The organism is Flagellimonas meridianipacifica (genome assembly GCF_003001695.1).
Classification (GTDB): Bacteria; Bacteroidota; Bacteroidia; order Flavobacteriales; family Flavobacteriaceae; genus Flagellimonas; species Flagellimonas meridianipacifica.
Genome location: NZ_PVYX01000001.1, coordinates 1444332 through 1463328, shown reverse-complemented (window position 1 = coordinate 1463328; position 18997 = coordinate 1444332). Strand labels below are relative to the sequence as shown.

The following is an 18997-nucleotide window of genomic DNA, read 5'->3' as shown; positions in this document are numbered from 1 at the left end:
TAGAATAAAGAGCCCGCGGCCTTCCCCAAAATTGACCTCCTCCCTTGTTTAGGTGCTGGTCATAATCAAAGAATCAGAGGTATGTTTATTGAAAAATGGACTTTACTTCTTGATATACATTGTCAAAGTTCTTCTTAATCTCAACATTTGAAAACTCTTCTTTTTTCTCAAGAAGTAATTTTTTGATTTTAGGTAGGATGAACTGTACTCTTTTATCTCTCCCATCCGCAAAAGTGACGAACTCACCCTGCTTTAATCTAAAGAAAATATCAGCACGTCTCTTAGAAACTTCCCTTTCACCTTTAGTAATTCGGGTATCGGTTTTAAAAATGTTTGCAGCTTTGCTCACACTTTTAGTAGGGTTCTTGATAATTTCAAAAAAGCGTTCATAATATTTAGCGGTTTCTGGATCGTTGACTTTACCAAAAAACTGATAGGATAGGTTACTCAAAATCGCCTTGCTTGCTTTGTCACCATACATCATATCATTTTGGATTTTATCTTGCATTACATAGATGGTGGCAATGTCATAGCTCCTCAGCGTTGCGGGAATGCGGTGCATATTCAATAATCTTATGGTAGGTGCTTCTTCCATCAACAAAAAAGAAGGTTTGGAGTTGCGCACACTCATTTGCTTGATAATCGTATGTATTATAGTGGCAATAACTGGTGAATATGAGGTTTCAAATTTGGGATTGTTCACCACCGAAATGACTGCTGGATTTTCTTCGCTGTTGATATTTAATGGTACTTCATCTGCGGACAATACCATAAAAATCCGTTGGGTGCTGATGCGTTTCAACGCATTCGCCAAGGTGCTTTTAACACCCGCAGTCTGCCGTTCAGAATCTTTGCCACTTATGAATGCATCTGCTAGTGCCCTTGATGTCGTATTGGTTTCCAAAAACTGAATCAGGCTATCAGTATCGAGCATTTGGTATATCGCGATCAAATGTGGTAGTGTGCAGAACTGCGGATAATCGGATTTCAGTTTCCAAATTAGTCCTCCGATTAGCCCTTCTGCAGCATCGTTGAAGAATTTAGTTGTTCCGGTAGTTCCCGATTCTCGTTGTTCCAAAAGGTTTTCAATAAGTACCCTTGAAACTTCGTTGACACTTTCTTCATTCTCTAAGTACTTTGGTGCAATGGGATTGACCCTGTGGATAATCTTGTCAAAAGAGATGACCTTCATAGGGATGTTGCTATCCTTAAAAAGCGGATATGCCATTTCAGTCAATTCAAAATCTTTGTAGTCATGTATGATACCGCAAAAACCGTTTTTACTAAAGTGCTTTAGAAATCCATATACCACACTTTCGGTCTTCCCACTTCCTGCAGATCCTATGACGGATGCGCCACGCTTTATGTTATCAATTTTTAAGTTTCCCGATTTCGTGGGAAACTTTACCTGATACTTTTTATCCGTTTTACCTGTGGGTTCGCTATTGTAAAGAGCATAGAACAATATGACTAATGACAGCACAGGCACTACAATATAGATTACTATTTCTACCAATGACCAACTCATATTCCTATAGAGCTTGATTTCACTGCGACTTCAACGCCTTTTCGCAACTGTTTAATAGCTTTGAGTGCCAGTTGCGCTTTACTTGTTGGGATATTAGGCACCAATGGCACACCAGATTTGCCCATCATTTTAAAAGCAAAGGCTTTTTCATTGGCTGGTAATTTCATTAAAGCAGCAAAGTAGAGTTTAGGATTCTTCACAAAATCTTTCTTCGCTTTATAGGTCTCAGCATAGTTGCGTTTGTAGCCGAAAGTCTTATCAAACGTCTTTTCGGCCCTTTCAAAAAATTGGTCTCGGTCAAACCCACGCTTTACTTTTTTACCGTGCATTTCAACTTCAGATGCCTTGTGCTTACTTCCTGGGGAAAGACTAAAGGAATTAGATGCATCCTTTCGACTGACGATAACATGGATATGGCTTTGGTTGCCTTCCTTTTTCATTCCCTGGACAATGCGCTTACTGTTTTGCTGGTGCGGCGCTTCACGTTCCAGTTTGGCAATTTTGAGCTTTAACCTATCGATGCTTCCTTTGGATGCGCCTCGCTGAATTTGCCGGATTTCCTGTTTTAGTTCAAGTATCTTGGTAGCAAAAGGTTGGTTTTCTCGCACCTGAAAATCCGTGCCCTTAAAGGTGCGTTGGTGTTCAATTTTGGCGAAGTATTTTATGTCATCTACTGCAACTGGTCGTCCGTTTATTTCCCGATTAAATGATGCGGCATAATCCTTCATCAGCTCACGAGTGTATAGCTTTAAATCTTCGCTGATGTTCTGAAGTTTTCGCAATTCATATTTGGATGGACTGACTGTAATGGAATAGAATTTTGGTTCTTTCTTTTTGAGTTTTGCCGTATTTCCATCAATCTCTTTGACCACTTCGTTGGCTGAAATCTCATCCCCATATTGGTTAAAGAAATGTTCCATCTCTTCCTTTTCCAAACCCTTATTTTCCTTTTCGAGATAGTCTACAAAATCCACCGAACTTTGACTATAATTCGTTCCTAATTTTTGTGCGGTAATATTGAAGTACATAGTGACAATTTTTAAAGTTCATCGGTGGTGTTTCGCTTTTCGCGAAAGCGGACTTCTTTACTTTCTTGTGTAAATTTCTTTTCAAGAATCAAGGGTTTCTTTTTGGGTTCTTCTAGTTCAAACAGCGATTGCAACATTGCGACCGTGGGTTTGGTTTGGGTCTTTTCCACATCGCGCATAATGGCAATTACCGCATTGATGCGCTTCAGTAATCTGGCTTCGATGGTGCGCCCCGTTGGTCCTAAATTTTCCTTTGGTGAAATCTCGTTATAGAAGAAAAAATCGAGAATTGCTTCCATCGCATCGGTGTGCGTTTTGAAGTGCATCTTGGAAAATTCCTGAAAACGCTTTGCGGTTTTCCGTTTGAACCGGATGGTAATGAATGAGTCCATTTTCTTTCGCTTTTTTGAAGATTTGACGTAAATCCATCCCTATTTTCAGGCATTCTGAGTGTATTTGACGTAAATCGCGGAAAATTTCAAAATCCGATTGATTTTCACCAAACTAAAAATCAATGATTTACAACAGAAATGGAATACCTAACACCGCGCAGCGTGTTACCCTCTTGCTATTCCATTTCGTCCCGCGAGCGGGACAAAAATTCCATACAATCCAGCTAAAAAGCTGATTGCATTTTTTGGGAATTTCAACAATCCCAAAGCCTAAAATATAGATGGATATAGCTACCAGCGAAAGTCAAAAATTGGGATAGCTATATAAATTTTATTGCTGTAATTCAGCAAAATAAAGATACGTTTTTTTCTTGGTTCGAATGGTCTATCAAAACAAAAACACCCCCGAATAGTCAAGGGTGTATTGTCCAAGTCAATAAACTCTCAATATTCACTCGGCAACATTAATGTATTATTTACAAAAAACAATCGTAGTTCATCTAATGGAAAATCGGTCGCGTTGTAACGGTATGTTTCCAAAACATTGTCGTTGCCATCGCTGTAAATGATTTCAGCTTCATAACCTGTATAGTCTTGTTTGTCCTCTGACAACCTTTGATAATCAATAGTGATAAACTTGCTCCGGTTCATTAGACTTTTCGCTATTACCGAAGCATCCGTAATAAGCCAAAAGCATTCGGCAACTTCGGACAGGTATTTCAAACCATCGGTGAATCTTGTTCTCAATAGTGGTATTTGGTAAAACACTTCTGTTCCCGTGAAGTGCTGTAAATTCTCATTTATTTCATTAACTTGAGTTTTCATTGTTCAATAATTTTAAGTTTGGATAATGAAAAGAGGGCGCGTCTTTTAAACAGGCACGCCCTCTTTCTTTTGATTACTTGTTATCCTTTGAACCCATCAATAGGATCTCACCTGCGACCACCTCGGTAACATAGCGTTGGTTGCCATCGTCAATGGTGTAGGTTCTTGTTTTTAGCTTTCCTGCAATACCCACTTCCTTTCCTTTCGCTACATACTGTTCGACGATTTCAGCAGACTTGCCCCAAGCAACAATAGTATGCCAGTTAGTGTCCGTTTGTTTCTCGCCTTTGCTGTCTTTGTAGTTCTCATTTGTGGCTACAGAAAATCGGGCGACTTTCTTCCCGCTTTCTAGGTTCGTAATGGTTGGCTCTTGACCAACGTTTCCAATCAATTGCACGTGATTTTTAATCGTACTCATAACTAAAGATTTAAAGATTACTATTATCCCTTTTCCATTCAATCAACATTAAATTTTAAGGGGTGTTTGTTTGATTTCTTCCGTGCAAGGCACCAATGGGTGAAGTGGGTTTTGTCAAGACTTTTTGGGAAAAATCAGGTGTGTCTGAGACGTAGTAATCACGCCAAAGGCGGATTCAAGGAAGTAGATACCTTATTTTTCACGAAAACTCGTCAAGGTCTTGACAAGTTCCATAAGGGCATTAGCAATTCTTTTAAAGCCGGTTGCGATCAGAGCGTACCGACAGTTAAGCGATTTGAGCAGTTGGGTTTAATGTAGAATTGGTTATGTACGTCCTGTTTTTCGATGACCCGAAAAACAGCAAAGGCTTCAGCCATTATAAACCCCTTAAAATGTGTAAGACAGCGGTTTGGTTTTTAGGGATTTCCGAGCAAGGACTAAGGAAGTCCTTGCCATAAATACCGTTAAGAAAACCATGGCGATGTCTTTCCGCTGAAAAAGCGGACTTAATCCCCAATTTTAGCTAGGGAATGAAGAGTTCCTTCCCAGCCCCCAGCGGGAAGGGTTAGCAGAATGGAAAGCTAAAATTGGGGATTGTGTCCAAGAATATTTGAGTGAAGCTCTTTTCCCAGAATGAAGAGCAACGGAATATAGGGGAATGTGCTGAACGGGTTAACTAACAAAAGCGAAGTAAATATTGCTTGAACTCATTAATAATCGACGACAAGAGTCTAAATATGAGTATTGAGAGCTATGCGAAAATATCAAAATTGTAAAAAGTTAGATATTATTTGTTTGGTAATCTCCAGTATTACGGCAACACACACAGGAATAAAAACACTTAGAAATGTTGCTCTATATTTGAAATCATAAGGCCATGTATTCAATTCTTCTAGAGAACTATCAATTTTTTCTAGTCTTTTAAAATGATGATTTAGCACTTTCAGTTTTTGCTTAGAATCAGGATTTTCAGGTTTTAAATCTAGCATTAAATCAGATAAATGTTTCAGTCTTTTACGAATCTTCAGCTGTTCAAAAACTTTATATTCATCCAAAATTGAATTTATTTTTTTGGCCGGGAGAAAGAAAATTGCAGCAGCTAACAAAAAAGGGAAAATCTCCCAAAAAATAGCCAATCCTTTAACATAGTACTTATAAGCAAATCCATTTTTAAGATTAGTCCACTCAAAATTATGCATGAAAATGAAAATGAATATACCTATAGTAATAAAGTATATTGAAAAGCGAAATAGTATGTCTCCTATTATCAAAGTACCAGCACATTTATCAGGGTAAAAATGTTTTAAATTAATGTCGTCTTTTACAGAAATTTTATCAATCAACTTTAAAACAACTATAGTCTGATTTACAGATATTCCTCCAATAAACCCAATAATAAATATTTGAATCATGAGAGTTGTAAACACATAGTAATACTTCATCTCTTGGTAACAAACTCCTAAAATCAGAGCAACAATAACATTAAGAGCTCCAAAAATTAATCCAAATAGTAGTTGTCGTTTTTTGCTTAAAAAATCCGTTATGTAAATTTTAAAGAAGGATTCAGCTTTTTCTCTGTTAACATCCCTCGTCAAATCGACTAAATTGACGATAAAACTTCTCAATTTATCAGCTGCAAGGTTTATTAAATAAAAGCCCACTCCACATAAAATCGAGATAAAAAAGGAGAAATCTTCGATTATAGTATTGGCGGTAACATTTTCATTTTCGAAGAAGGACGCAACAAAATGAATGAGAAATAAACTTGTCGCGAAAAGAGCAGAGGCAAATAATAGATTGCCTTTCATCAAGGACTTTGGTCTCTCATAAAAAGCAATCCTAGATTTCTTAGACAATCTTTCCTCTAAATCTCTTTTATATCGAAGATTATTCTCTTCATCAATGTCATATTTTTGAAATTCGTCTTTAAAATTCATTTTTCTTTTTGAGCCTGACTATTGAGCAATGTACATTTTTTAAGTCAAATATTTGGTTATTATATGCTTCATTATCAACAGCTAACACAAAAAAACTGTGCACAGGTTTCATTTAATTCCAAAGCACTCTTTTTCTATGAAAATTGATAAATACAAGCTAATCCCGATGAGTAAGTCTGTTTTCATAGGTTAATATCAATGAAGAATATCATCATATGCTATTAATTTACATCAGATTATATATTCATGCGAGAAATCACAATTTGTTGTACCTATGTTTTACCTGAGCATAAAAAAAGCCTAGATTTTCATCTAAGCTTTTTCTGTACCTCGGGTGGGAATCGAACCCACACTCCCGAAAGAACCGGATTTTGAATCCGGCGCGTCTACCAATTCCGCCACCGAGGCCTCTATTTAAAATCTGGATTTTGAATCCAGCGCGTCTACCAATTCCGCCACCAAGGCCTAAAAAATAGACTCCCCATAAAATTGGGACTGCAAAGCTAAAAAATACTTCGTATTTGCAAAACTAAAATTTCACATTTATCCTTTAGCAAGCCGAATAAATTTTTAAATTTGCACCTCTTTTGAAAAAAAGAAAGTTTAAAAAACTAGACAACAATAGTTTATAATGCCGTATCAAGTTCCAGAACCCAAGATTTTTGCCTGTACTCAAAGTACGGTTTTGGCAGAAAAAATAGCGAAGTCCTACGGCGCTGAATTGGGCAAGATACGTTTTTCCCGATATAGCGACGGGGAGTTTCAACCTTCTTTTGAGGAATCCATTCGAGGTGCCAGAATTTTCATTATTGGTTCTACCAATCCGGGACCACAGAATCTTATGGAAATGCTGTTGATGCTGGATGCGGCCAAAAGAGCTTCAGCTAGACATATTACGGCGGTAATGCCCTATTTTGGTTGGGCTCGACAAGACCGAAAAGACAAACCACGGGTGCCTATTGCTGCCAAATTAGTGGCCAAAATGTTGGAAACCGCTGGTGCTACTAGAATCATCACCATGGACCTTCATGCGGACCAGATTCAAGGGTTCTTTGAAAAACCTGTAGATCATTTGTTCGCCTCTACCCTCTTTTTACCTTATCTCAAGGAATTGAATTTGGACAATCTCTGTATCGCTTCACCTGACATGGGTGGTTCCAAAAGAGCATATGCCTATTCAAGGGCATTGGAAAGTGATGTAGTGATTTGTTACAAACAGCGAGCTAAAGCCAATGTGATATCCCATATGGAACTTATTGGTGAGGTAAAAGGGAAAAATGTGGTTCTAGTAGACGATTTAGTGGATACCGCGGGCACTTTGACCAAGGCGGCCGACCTAATGATGGAAAGAGGCGCAATAAGTGTAAGGGCCATTACCACACATGGATTATTGTCTGGCGATGCTTTCGAAAAAATTGAAAGCTCGCAGTTAAAGGAGCTAATAATAACGGACTCGATTCCTGTTGAAAAATCACACGATAAATTAAAAGTATTGAGCTGTTCTGATTTGTTTGCCGATGTAATGCACCGAGTACATCATAACACCTCAATTTCATCAAAATTTTTAATGTAAATTTTTAATTCAATATAATGAAGTCAATTACAATCAAAGGATCCCAAAGAGAAAGCGTGGGCAAGGTATCTACCAAAGCCTTACGTAATGCTGGAAAGGTCCCTTGCGTGCTGTACGGAGGGGAAAATCCATTACACTTTTCAGCTGATGAACTAGCGTTCAAAAACTTAGTGTACACCCCTAACGCCCACACAGCTGTAATTGAGCTGGAAGATGGCACCAAGTTGGAAGCGGTTTTGCAAGATATTCAGTTCCACCCAGTGACTGACAAAATCCTTCACATTGATTTTTATCAATTGTTCAAGGACAAACCGGTTACCATGAACATCCCTGTACGTTTGGAAGGAAATTCCCCAGGGGTACGTAACGGTGGGCGTTTGCTTTTCAGAAAACGTAAGCTTTCCATCAAGGCGTTGCCAGAGTTGCTTCCGGATTTTATTACTGTGGACATCTCCAAGCTTAGAATTGGTGGAACCATCTCGGTTGAAACGCTTTTAAGTGATGATTACACTATCATGCACCCTGACAGCACAGCTGTTGTTCAAGTGAAAGCTTCTAGAACTTCGGTTGCAGATGAGGAAGAAGAGGAAGAAGGAGAAGAATCTACTGAAGGTGCCGAAGGTGCTGAAGGTGGAGAAGCTGCACCAGAGGCTGCTGCTGCGGAATAGATAATTTTATTTTTGTAAGATAGCATCCCCTAATAGATTTTAGTGGGATGCTTTTTATTTTTGGGCATTTCAAAACAAGATGTGGAAAAGTTTAAAAACATGGCTGAGTTCATCTACACGTTTACTTGAAGAAGAGGACGCAATGAAAAAATTTTTGATAGTTGGCTTGGGAAATATTGGACCGGATTATGAAGAGACACGCCATAATATTGGCTTCATGATTCTAGAGCATCTTGCTGAACAAGAAGGGTTTTCTTTTGAAACTGACAAACTGGGTGCCGTGGGAACCTTCAAACACAAGGGAAAAAGTGTGTTGTGCCTAAAACCATCCACCTACATGAATCTAAGCGGAAAAGCGGTGAAGTATTGGATGGAAAAGGAGAAAATACCCTTGGAGAATGTCTTGATTGTGACAGATGACATTAACCTCCCTTTCGGTACACTACGACTAAAAATAAAGGGCAGCGATGGTGGACATAACGGTTTAAAGAATATCCAAGACCTACTTCAAACCACTCAATATCCCCGATTCCGATTTGGGATAAGCGCTAATTTTGGGAAAGGCAGACAAATAGAATATGTTTTGGGAAAATGGAACGAAGAAGAACGGGCGTCTTTACCTGAACGGTTGGACAAGGCCTCTGAGCTTGTTAGATCCTTTGTCTTCGCAGGTGCAAAAAACACTATGAACCAATTTAATGGAACCTAAACCTAGAGGGTTTTGAATTCGAACACTCCAGAATCTGAAGTATTCCCCTCAGCATCGCGGGTTATTACCCTCCAAAAATAAACCGTATTGGCAGAGACCGAAGCGGAAACTGAGGAGGTGAAAGCATCAAATGTTCCCAGCTCAGTTGTTGGTGGATTTTGGTTTGAAAAAAATACCTGATATTCTTCTATATCATTTTCCACATCGGCACCCAACCAATCCAAAACCACTTCATTGGATGAACTGGGTAAAATTGTTGACCCAGAAGCCGGGCTCTCCAGTTGTGCAGGAAATGGAGCATACGTAGTCTGTGATCCCGAATTGTAGAAAAGCCATGTCTCACTGATAGCAGTCTCGCTGGATTGAGAATTTGAAGAGCTTACCGACCAAGAGTATGGAGTCCCCTTATTTATGGAAATGCTTGCTGAGGTAGAAGCCGTAGTAATTGTTTGTGGCGCGTTCGTATTCAGATTTACTGCCCTAAGCGTATAACTTTCAGTATTTTCAGAAGCCTGCCACTCAAAAGTAACCTGACTCAGTTCTTCATTTACACTTACACCTGTTGTGCACTCAGAGTTTTCCTCCGGGAATATTAGTTGTACCGTACCTGGGACTCTTGGTGGGTCATCGCTTCCACCACATGAAATCATTGTTAGCCCCAATAAGAAACTTATAAGTATGAAGTACCTCATTGTTTAATCATTTTAAATACATCATTAAATCCTTCTCCCTCAATTCGCAAATAATAGGTTCCTGTTGATAACGAAGAAAAGTCCATTATCAGTTCACTGGCGTTCATTGTTCTGTTGTCTTCCATTACCAACCTCCCAGTAACGGAATACACTTTTAGATTGACATCTCCTCTCAGTTCATTGACAAAAAGTTTAGTCTCTTCACCTACAGGATTGGGATATAAAATCCCAACCGAACCAACAATAAAGGTTTTGACAAAAGTTCCTTGACAAGGCAAAGCAGTGGATACCCTTAAGGTATTCAATCCATTTTTCAAATTTAGTTCGATTTGGGAGTCTTCGGTTTGGGTAACTATTCCATTCAGCTCTACATTATATAAAGTCCCACCGTCCAAAATCAATGAAGCAGTACCGCCTTCTGCAGATGCGACAACTGATAACGGCTCTGGTTCCGTCAATACCACGTCAAAGCAAGTTTCTTGATAAGTAATTGAACCATCAGTTGCGGAAATACACAATCTGTAGGTTCCAGCACTTAAGTTTTCAAATAATCCGGAGGAAGAAAAATCGGAATTCAATGTAGAGCTTCCATTATCCAAAACAGCAGTGTACAGCAAGGAGGCATTTACTGGTGTTATCTCCACTGTCCCATCATTGTTGTTTCTACAGCTTTCACTATTGATTTCTACCAAAAAGTTATCAGTTGGCAATCGGTTCACAGGACATCCTGTTACGTCAACCTCTACTCCCTCAGGTGTCCCCAAACAAAGATCATCTCCATCATCAAAAACACCATCCCCATCATCATCCGGTCTAAATTCACCCTCCGCACAGATTTCCAAAGAAAATGATTGTATTGAACCTCCATCTCCGGGAGCTGTATCCCTAACTTCCAGCGTCCATTCCCCAAAGGTTGGTTCACCCCTGAAGGCAGATAAATCCCCAACTGGCTTTACGGTTCCTGATATTACTGGGTTTCCTGAGCAGACTATTTCCGCACCATCATCATCAAAAGTAGCATTGATGTTGTTTAAATCGCCACACGTATTGGCCAACAGCGCCACTTTGGTTCCCAATGGAGAAATAAGGTTTATCACCAAATCTCCAACAAAAGTATGATTAAGGATCAGGTTCACATTGATATCCGCAACCGGAAGGTCATCAATAAACTGAACTGTCGCGGTTTGTGTTGAAACACCAGCAGAAGAAATGGAAATTGGTGTGTCACTGGTCTCTTTATTTTGACAGTTTACGTTTATGGTATTGAAAGAAAACGGTGAACTAAAACTTCCTTGACCGCAATCATTCTGTGGGCGGATTCGCCAAAAGTAGTTAGTGTCAGGAAGCAAAGAATTCGTTTTGTAGTTATTCAAAACAGTATTGTCAGCTTCAACAATGTTTGTAAAACCGGCATCTGTTGCGATTTCAATATCATAACTGCCGCTATTTGGTTCAATTTGCCAATTGAATTCGGTTTGAAGAGAAACGTCTGTCGCTGTATCCGATGGTGAAATCAAAGTCACATTTGAAAAGGTCGTATTTTGGACATTCACTGTCAAATCCACCTCAGTAGTTTGAGAGGCGGATTCAGATCTTACAGTTATTACATATTCTCCTGGAGCAACCGCGTTGGTCCCTGACAGTGTCAAATCAACTGGCGTGTTATTGGTATTACTTTGTATTGGGGAAAAAACAGCCGACATACCTACAGGAACATCTGCCGAAAAAGTGGAGGTTTCATTAAAACCGTTAAAAGTTTGATAATTAAATGGAATGACCAAGTCGTTCGGCTCACACACTTCATAGGACAAACTTTCAAAATCCAACACAACTTCAGAGGCTTGAATCGTGAAATTTGAGGAATTCATGGCAAAAAATACGTTGTCACTTGCCTTTACCATAACTCGGGCAGTACTGGTTACATCTCCTGGAAGCAATACTTCTTCACTACCATCGTTAACCGTATTTTCGAGCAAAGTGATAGGAAATGAAAGTCCACCGTCAATGCTTAGAAAAATATCAACCGTCTGGGCATTAACAGGAGAAACATCGGTATCTGCCACATCCCAAGTTACCGTTTGAATCGTTCCAGCATCGTAAGTAACATTGGCCCCCTGCGAAGTAACCTCAAATGGGCCTGCGGAGTTGATTACCTTAACATCTAAAATATCTGAAATCACCTGTCCTCCACCCAATGCATTATCTCTAACAGTGAGCGCAAAGCTTAAATCCCTTTGAATATTTGATACTGTTTCCCAGGCACCACTTTGGGGGGGATTGGTTTGGGTTAGATTACCCTGTGCAACTCGCGACAATCTAGGAAAATAACGAGCGGGATTAGTGGAAGGTGGCAAAGACCTAAAATTGGCACCCACCGGATTCTCTGGTCCAAATGAGCCAGTAGTAACCACACCATCATCTATTTGTTCCCAAGTATACGTAAGCACATCTCCAGGGTCTGGGTCTGTTGCGATGCCTTCTAACACAAAGGCGGTTCCTTTGGGGATAATAAAATCTCCTATAGGAGTTACCGAAGGTGGATTATTGGATAATCCAGATGAAACTCCACAACTAACCGTTTCTAGGTAATCGCGAATTTGAACTATACTGTTGTAATGGAAGTAATCGTCCCCATTGGGCTCCACATTATTCCCAGGAACGATTCCAGCATATCCCATAATGGTTGTACCACTTGCCGGCTCTGCCTGAACACCAGTACCCTCGGATTCAAAGGACCAAGTGTGGTTCGCTCCAAATTGATGTCCCAATTCATGCGCTACGAAATCCAAATCAAAAACATCACCTTCCGGGATAAATCCGGAGGCGAAAGCGCTCCCCTTTCGATTATCTTGACAAACGGACCCTATGAATCCTGCATTACCATTATCCTGGCCCTGTTGCGCCCTTGCAAAAAGATGTCCAACATCATAGTTTGCCTCACCAATAGTCGACGTCAAAGTACTTTGCGTCTGAGCATTTAAGTTTCCATTGTATGGGTCGGTTGCCGCATTTGTGAAAATGACCAGATCATTGTTGGCAATCAACTCTAAAGTTGCCCCTAAATCTGTTTCAAATACTTCATTCACCCTGGTCAGTGTCGCATTAATGGCCGCGAGTGCATCCGCCACAGTTCCTCCATGATAATCTGTATATTCACCGGTAGTAGAAACCGCGATTCTGAAGGTTCGCAAAACCTGGTCATCAACAAGGGGATTCAAAGTCTTTTGAACTTGTTGTTTTATCTTTTCAGTTCCACAAACGAATGCGGTCTTTGCGGAATTGTGTTTGTCATAGACTACGTAGGTCCCTTTTTGTCCTAGTACAGGCTCCATAAAAGTCGCTTCTAGTCCATCCAACTGAACTATCATACTTTGCAAGCCTTTATGTGAACTGCTCAGTCTAACCCGATATTTTCCATCTACACTTTGCCCCACATACGACTTGATATTTGGAAACTTTTTTGCCAACTCTGGATGTAAGACTGATTTCTCTTGCAGCTTGAATGGGATTATGTCTCCACTAGCCTTCGGAAGATATACAAGATTAGTTGTGGATTTTGAAGCACTAAGAGCATTCAAGTCCTTTTCAAAATCTAAAGTATTTAAAGTAAAAACAGTATTCTCTGATTTTATATTCCCCAAGGAAATACTCTTCATTCCGGAACCTGACGATTGACTCCAATACTGTTGTTGAGCAGAAGTGTAAAAGAAGCTAAAAAATATGGTAATTGAACAAACAAGATGTAATTTAGCTCTCATGCATAAGTGGGGTGTAAATCGGTCCAAAAATAAGGCTTTTTATTTTTTCGTTTTTAGGTGAAGACAATTCAAGGCATATCCCAATTCAAAAGTTCAATTTCAACTGCCGTGACCATAGGCACTTTTGACGGTGTACATATTGGACATCGGAAGATACTGGAACGCCTCATAAATGATGCCAAAACCGCCGGGCACAAATCCACGGTACTTACTTTTTTCCCCCATCCCAGAATGGTTTTGCAGAAAGACACTGAAATCAAACTTCTTAACACACTTGACGAAAAGATTGAAATTCTGAAGAGTTTGGGACTGGATTATCTAATTATCCACCCATTTACCAAGGAGTTTTCCCGATTGTCTGCCACCGAATTTGTTCGCGATATTTTGGTAAATACTCTGAACACCAAAAGAATCATCATTGGGTATGACCACCGATTTGGAAGAAATCGGAATGCCAGTATTCAAGATTTAATTGGTTTTGGTAACAGTCTGGATTTTGAGGTGGAGGAAATACCTGCTCAAGAAATAGATGATGTTTCCGTAAGTTCGACCAAAATCAGAAACGCTTTGTTGGAAGGTGATATTGCTACGGCAAATGCTTATTTGGGTTATCCCTATACACTTTCCGGCACTATTAAGGCAGGTAAAGGGTTAGGTAAGCAATTTGGATTCCCCACCGCCAACATTCATATAAAGGAGTCCTACAAACTCATTCCAAAAAAAGGAGTCTATGTCGTTAAGGGCACTTTGGATTCCAGTGAGTATTTTGGGATGATGAACATTGGGAGCAATCCTACAGTCTCTGGAAAAGAACAAACCATTGAGGTTAATTTTTTTCATATAAATGCGGACCTCTACAACAAATCTGTCCAGGTAAAGTTACTGCATCGCCTTAGGGATGAGCACAAGTTTGATTCTGTGGAAGAATTACGGAAACAATTGGAAAAAGACAAACAGAAATCATTGCAACTAATTGATGAACACTATGCTTAATCAATTTCTGTTTAAAAAAATAGACAATGCGCAATTAGTGGTTTTTAGGATTTTCTACGGACTATTGATTTGTGCCGAAGCTTTTGGAGCCATTGCCACGGGTTGGGTACGTAGAACCTTTATTGAACCGAAATTCACCTTTTCATTTATTGGGTTTGAATGGTTGCAACCTTTACCCGGTAATGGAATGTACATCTACTTTGTTGTCATGGGCATCATGGGCATATTGATTACCATTGGGTATAAATATCGTTTCAGTGCATTCACTTTTGCCTTCATGTGGGCTGGAGTGTACCTAATGCAAAAAACATCCTATAATAACCACTATTACTTATTAATGCTTTTGGGCTTTATTATGGCCATGTTTCCAGCCCATAGAGATGTATCATTGGACAGTAAATTGAATCCTGACTTTAGGTCGCATAGCATGTCCAATTATTTTCGTTGGATTATCATACTTCAACTTTTTATCGTGTACACCTATGCCTCTATCGCCAAATTATATGGTGATTGGTTGGATTTTAGCATCATTGAGATTTTGATGAGTGGCAAGAAGGATTATTATTTGATTGGTGATTTGCTACAGCAAAAATGGGTTCACAAAATCATAGGGTTCTTCGGGATTTTCTTTGACCTTTTGGTGGTCCCGGCTTTACTTTGGAAACCGACCAGAAATATTGCCTTCATATTTTCCATTTTCTTCCATTTGTTCAATAGCATTGTTTTCCAAATAGGGATATTCCCATATTTATCCCTAGCGTTCATAGTCTTTTTTTATGAACCCCAAACCATTCGAAACATTTTCTTGAAAAAGAAAAAAGTGGAAATCCCACAAGAAATCTCTTTTCCTAAGTACAGTAAATGGATTGTTAGTGCACTGGGTATATACTTTGTAATCCAAGTTCTGCTTCCACTTCGCCATCATACCTTTCCCGATGATGTGCTCTGGACTGAGGAGGGGCATCGTTTAAGCTGGCGAATGATGCTGCGTAGCCGTTCAGGCAACATCCGCTTTAAAGTAGTGAACAAAGAAAATGGCAAATCCGAATATGTAAAGCTTAATGACCATTTGACCAAGAAACAGAAACGAAAAGTGGCTTGTTATCCAGATTTTGCTTGGCAATTTGCCCAATATCTCAAAAAAGAGTACGCAAAAAAAGGAGAGGATATTCAAGTATTTGCCATCAATAAGGTAAGGGTCAACCAAAGTAAATTTTCAGAGTTTATCGACCCTAAGGTTGATTTAGCCAACGTGCCATGGAAGCACTTTTCGCACAATGAGTGGATTCGACCATCACAAAGCGACTAATCCCTTGTTCTTCTTTCACAGATTGATGTAAATTTGCCGTTCAAAAACTCAGCCCATGCTTCAATTACAGGTTCTACGGGAAAATAAAGATGCAGTTTGCAAAGCATTGAAAAAGCGAAACTTTGATGCGGAATCCATACTGGAAACCGTATTGGATTTGGATGAAAAAAGACGCTCTATTCAAGCAAAGCTGGATAGTTCGTTGGCTGAGTCCAATAAGCTGTCCAAAGAAATCGGCACCCTATACAAGTCTGGAAAAGCTGAAGAGGCAAACCTCTTAAAGGCAAAGACTGCAGAACTAAAAGAAAGTTCTAAACAACTGAATGAGGATTTGAATCAAGCTGCTGAGGCACTTCAGCAAAACCTATACCTAATACCCAATGTCCCTCATGAATCGGTGCCCCCCGGAAGTTCAGATGAGGACAACGAAGAGGTTTTTAGAGAAGGTGACATTCCGAAATTGAGCGAAGATGCACTTCCCCATTGGGAATTGGCCAAAAAATATGACCTTATCGATTTTGAACTTGGTGCGAAAATTACAGGAGCTGGTTTTCCCATATATAAGGGTAAAGGCGCTCGACTACAGCGTGCCTTGATTTCCTATTTCTTGGATAAAAATACCGATGCGGGATATTTTGAAGTACAACCACCTCTTATGATAAATGAAGCATCAGGATATGGCACAGGTCAACTGCCTGATAAGGAGGGACAGATGTACCACGTTCAAGAAGACGACCTATATCTTATTCCTACCTCCGAAGTTCCGATTACCAATATGCACCGAGGAGATTTGCTATCCGAAAAGGATTTTCCGATTACATATACAGGGTACACTCCATGTTTTAGGCGAGAAGCGGGCAGCTATGGTGCCCATGTAAGAGGGCTCAATCGACTGCACCAATTTGATAAAGTTGAGCTGGTTAGGATAGAACACCCTGACGCTTCATATGAAGCCTTGGATGGTATGGTGGAACATGTAAAAGATATTCTAAGAGACCTTAAACTGCCTTACAGAATCTTAAGGTTATGTGGTGGTGATTTAGGGTTTACCTCTGCCCTAACTTTTGATTTTGAAGTGTTTTCCACCGCGCAAGACCGCTGGCTGGAAATTAGTTCGGTCTCCAATTTTGAAACCTTCCAAGCGAACCGACTTAAACTTAGGTTCAAGGATAAAAATGGAAAAAGTCAATTAGCTCATACCCTAAACGGAAGCTCTTTAGCACTGCCGCGGGTCTTGGCTGGAATCCTGGAAAACTATCAAACTAAAGATGGGATAGAAATCCCTGAGGTCCTAATACCCTACTGTGGATTCGACAGTATACGTTGATTTTTGAGATTCAATTAACATAAAAATCAATCTTTCCCCGTTATATTTAGACGATGCGATGGATAGGTATCATAGCTATATTTCTACTTTTTTCCCATTCTTATGGTCAAGAAGACTTTTTGGCCAAGCAATACTTCAATGATGGAGAGTATGAAAAAGCGGTTGTCTTTTTCGAAAAATTGGCCAAAAAAAATCCACGAAGAACTGATTACGGTGAAGGTCTGGTAGCCTGTTACCAGCAATTGGAACGCTATGAGGATGCCGAAAACTTTCTTCTTAAAAAAGTAGAAGAATCCTATGCGTTTCCCACTTTTTTCATTGAGCTGGGCTACAATTATGCATTACAGAATCAGCCTGAAAAGGCGGCTGAATATTATGAAAAAGCTTTATTGAAAATTGATGAAAACCCAAATTTTGGATATAGCGTAGGGTATCGTTTTCAAAAATATGCTCTTTTGGACCAAGCAATAAAAGCGTATTCCAGAGCCATGGACTTAAAGCCGGATTTGAACTACGACTTTCAACTGGCCCGAATCTATGGTGAACAAGGCAATATTGAAAAAATGTACCAGGCCTATCTGAATCTCATCGTTGACGGAAGAACGTCCAGGTCAAATGTTCTAAGGAACATAGACGAGTTTATTTCGGAAGATGCTTCGCAACCAAATAATGTAACCCTGAGAAAGGTGTTATTAAAAAACGCACAAAAGAACCCGGATATCCTTTGGAATGAACTTTTAAGCTGGCTGTTTATACAACAAAAGCAGTACAAAAGTGCATTTAACCAAGAAAAGGCCATCTATAAACGCTCAGAAATAACTTCAATGGAACGTATGGAGAGTCTCGGCCATATTGCTTTGGAGGACCGGGATACGGATAGTGCTGTTGAAGTCTTTGAATTTGTGGTTGAGAACGCAAATGACCCTGTCACCAAACTTAATGCAAATCTGAACCTTATTGACATTGAGTTGATGGAAATTAGTCCAAAAGCTTTGGTATCCGCAGAAAAAAAATACCAGGATTTGATTTTGGAGTATGGTAATCAAAGTCAAACCCAGCAGCTTCAGATTGCCTATGCCAACTTTTTGACCTTCAAAAAGAACACTCCAAAACCAGCGATTTCCATGCTGAAGGAAAGCCTGGAACTTCCCATGGGAAGAATGCCCAAAGCCTACATAAAGATGGCTCTTGGCGATATTTTGGTATTCGACCAAAAATTCAATCAAGCGCTCATTTACTTCACCCAGATTCAAAAAAGCCTAAAAAACGATGTTTTGGGTCAAGATGCTCGTTACAAAGTAGCGCAGACAAGTTTCTATAAAGGGGATTTTGACTGGGCTTTGACCCAACTTAAGGTCTTACGAGGCTCTACTTCTCAGCTCATTGCCAATGACGCCATGCAATTGAGTTTGCTTATTTCCGATAATTCACTAGAAGATTCAACCCAAACCGCACTTAAAAAATATGCAAGAGCCGATTTGCTGGCCTATCAGAACAAAACCAACGAAGCCATAGATTCATTGGAAGATATTCTTCAAAATCACAAAGGTGAAAAAATTGAGGATGAGGCTTTGCTAAAACAAGGTGAGTTACTTGAAACTATTGGCAAATACAAGGATGCCGAATTCAACTATAAAAAAATTACCGAGTTCTATGCGGACGGTATTTTGGCGGATGATGCCCACTTCGCCTTGGGCGAACTGTACAGAAATGTGCTCGATGAGCCTGAAAATGCCAAAATTCAGTACGAAAAAATTATTTATAACTATCAAGATAGCTATTACTTCCCTAAAGCCAGGAAGCATTTTAGAAGGCTACGAGGTGATATCATTAACTAATT

At 39.6% G+C, this 18997-nt stretch carries 15 protein-coding genes and 1 tRNA gene; 7 read left to right on the top strand and 9 right to left on the bottom strand.

The features are described from left to right. Positions 1 to 85: 85 nt before the first annotated feature. The 7 genes from CLV81_RS06680 to CLV81_RS06645 all read right to left on the bottom strand — a co-directional run bounded on the left by CLV81_RS06680 (position 86) and on the right by CLV81_RS06645 (position 6536). A complete protein-coding gene (locus CLV81_RS06680; RefSeq protein WP_106144253.1) occupies positions 86 to 1528 on the bottom strand; it encodes a type IV secretory system conjugative DNA transfer family protein in 1443 nt (480 codons plus the stop codon). Further along, positions 1525 to 2556 (bottom strand): MobB family relaxase, encoded by a 1032-nt coding sequence (mobB, locus tag CLV81_RS06675; protein ID WP_106144252.1) that lies wholly within the window; start codon positions 2554 to 2556, stop codon positions 1525 to 1527. Before mobB ends, CLV81_RS06680 begins: the two co-directional genes overlap by 4 nt. An 11-nt stretch (positions 2557 to 2567) precedes the next feature. After that, positions 2568 to 2948, bottom strand: a complete 381-nt coding sequence (locus CLV81_RS06670) for a BfmA/BtgA family mobilization protein (protein ID WP_211297987.1) — start codon at positions 2946 to 2948, stop codon at positions 2568 to 2570. A gap of 444 nt (positions 2949 to 3392) precedes the next feature. After that, positions 3393 to 3773 (bottom strand): DUF6876 family protein, encoded by a 381-nt coding sequence (locus CLV81_RS06665; RefSeq protein ID WP_106144250.1) that lies wholly within the window; start codon positions 3771 to 3773, stop codon positions 3393 to 3395. Between the two features lie 73 nt (positions 3774 to 3846). After that, complete coding sequence (locus tag CLV81_RS06660; protein ID WP_106144249.1) at positions 3847 to 4191, bottom strand: single-stranded DNA-binding protein; 345 nt, start codon at positions 4189 to 4191, stop codon at positions 3847 to 3849. Between the two features lie 764 nt (positions 4192 to 4955). Next, on the bottom strand, positions 4956 to 6128 hold the full coding sequence (locus CLV81_RS06650; RefSeq protein ID WP_106144247.1) for a hypothetical protein: 1173 nt from the start codon (positions 6126 to 6128) through the stop codon (positions 4956 to 4958). Positions 6129 to 6454: 326 nt separating this feature from the next. Continuing rightward, positions 6455 to 6536 (bottom strand) — tRNA-Leu (locus CLV81_RS06645). A 223-nt stretch (positions 6537 to 6759) separates the two neighbouring features. Between CLV81_RS06645 and CLV81_RS06640 the strand changes: the two genes are divergently transcribed. From CLV81_RS06640 to pth, 3 genes are all read left to right on the top strand, one after another. Continuing rightward, entirely contained in the window at positions 6760 to 7701 is a 942-nt protein-coding gene (locus CLV81_RS06640; protein ID WP_106144246.1) for a ribose-phosphate pyrophosphokinase, read from the top strand. A gap of 17 nt (positions 7702 to 7718) precedes the next feature. Beyond that, complete coding sequence (locus CLV81_RS06635; protein ID WP_106144245.1) at positions 7719 to 8369, top strand: 50S ribosomal protein L25/general stress protein Ctc; 651 nt, start codon at positions 7719 to 7721, stop codon at positions 8367 to 8369. 79 nt (positions 8370 to 8448) lie between these two features. After that, positions 8449 to 9078, top strand: coding sequence for an aminoacyl-tRNA hydrolase (gene pth / locus CLV81_RS06630; protein ID WP_106144244.1), 630 nt, complete (start codon positions 8449 to 8451; stop codon positions 9076 to 9078). Between the two features lie 2 nt (positions 9079 to 9080). Here pth and CLV81_RS06625 read toward each other — a convergent pair whose 3' ends face one another. Together CLV81_RS06625 and CLV81_RS06620 are read right to left on the bottom strand one after the other, a co-directional pair. Further along, the gene (locus CLV81_RS06625) at positions 9081 to 9770 is read right to left on the bottom strand and encodes a hypothetical protein (RefSeq protein WP_106144243.1); all 690 of its coding nucleotides are present in this window, start codon (positions 9768 to 9770) and stop codon (positions 9081 to 9083) included. Continuing rightward, positions 9767 to 13528, bottom strand: coding sequence for a reprolysin-like metallopeptidase (locus CLV81_RS06620; protein ID WP_106144242.1), 3762 nt, complete (start codon positions 13526 to 13528; stop codon positions 9767 to 9769). Before CLV81_RS06620 ends, CLV81_RS06625 begins: the two co-directional genes overlap by 4 nt. A 57-nt stretch (positions 13529 to 13585) precedes the next feature. Between CLV81_RS06620 and CLV81_RS06615 the strand changes: the two genes are divergently transcribed. Genes CLV81_RS06615 through CLV81_RS06600 form a run of 4 tightly spaced genes read left to right on the top strand, consistent with a single transcriptional unit; the run spans position 13586 to position 18995 of the window. Further along, positions 13586 to 14521, top strand: coding sequence for a bifunctional riboflavin kinase/FAD synthetase (locus CLV81_RS06615; protein ID WP_106144241.1), 936 nt, complete (start codon positions 13586 to 13588; stop codon positions 14519 to 14521). Continuing rightward, positions 14514 to 15830: an HTTM domain-containing protein gene (locus CLV81_RS06610; RefSeq protein ID WP_106144240.1), complete on the top strand. Its 1317-nt coding sequence runs from the start codon at positions 14514 to 14516 to the stop codon at positions 15828 to 15830. Before CLV81_RS06615 ends, CLV81_RS06610 begins: the two co-directional genes overlap by 8 nt. Before the next feature lie 55 nt (positions 15831 to 15885). Further along, positions 15886 to 17157, top strand: a complete 1272-nt coding sequence (gene serS, locus CLV81_RS06605) for a serine--tRNA ligase (protein WP_106144239.1) — start codon at positions 15886 to 15888, stop codon at positions 17155 to 17157. A gap of 53 nt (positions 17158 to 17210) precedes the next feature. After that, positions 17211 to 18995, top strand: coding sequence for a tetratricopeptide repeat protein (locus CLV81_RS06600; RefSeq protein WP_106144238.1), 1785 nt, complete (start codon positions 17211 to 17213; stop codon positions 18993 to 18995). Positions 18996 to 18997: the final 2 nt, after the last annotated feature.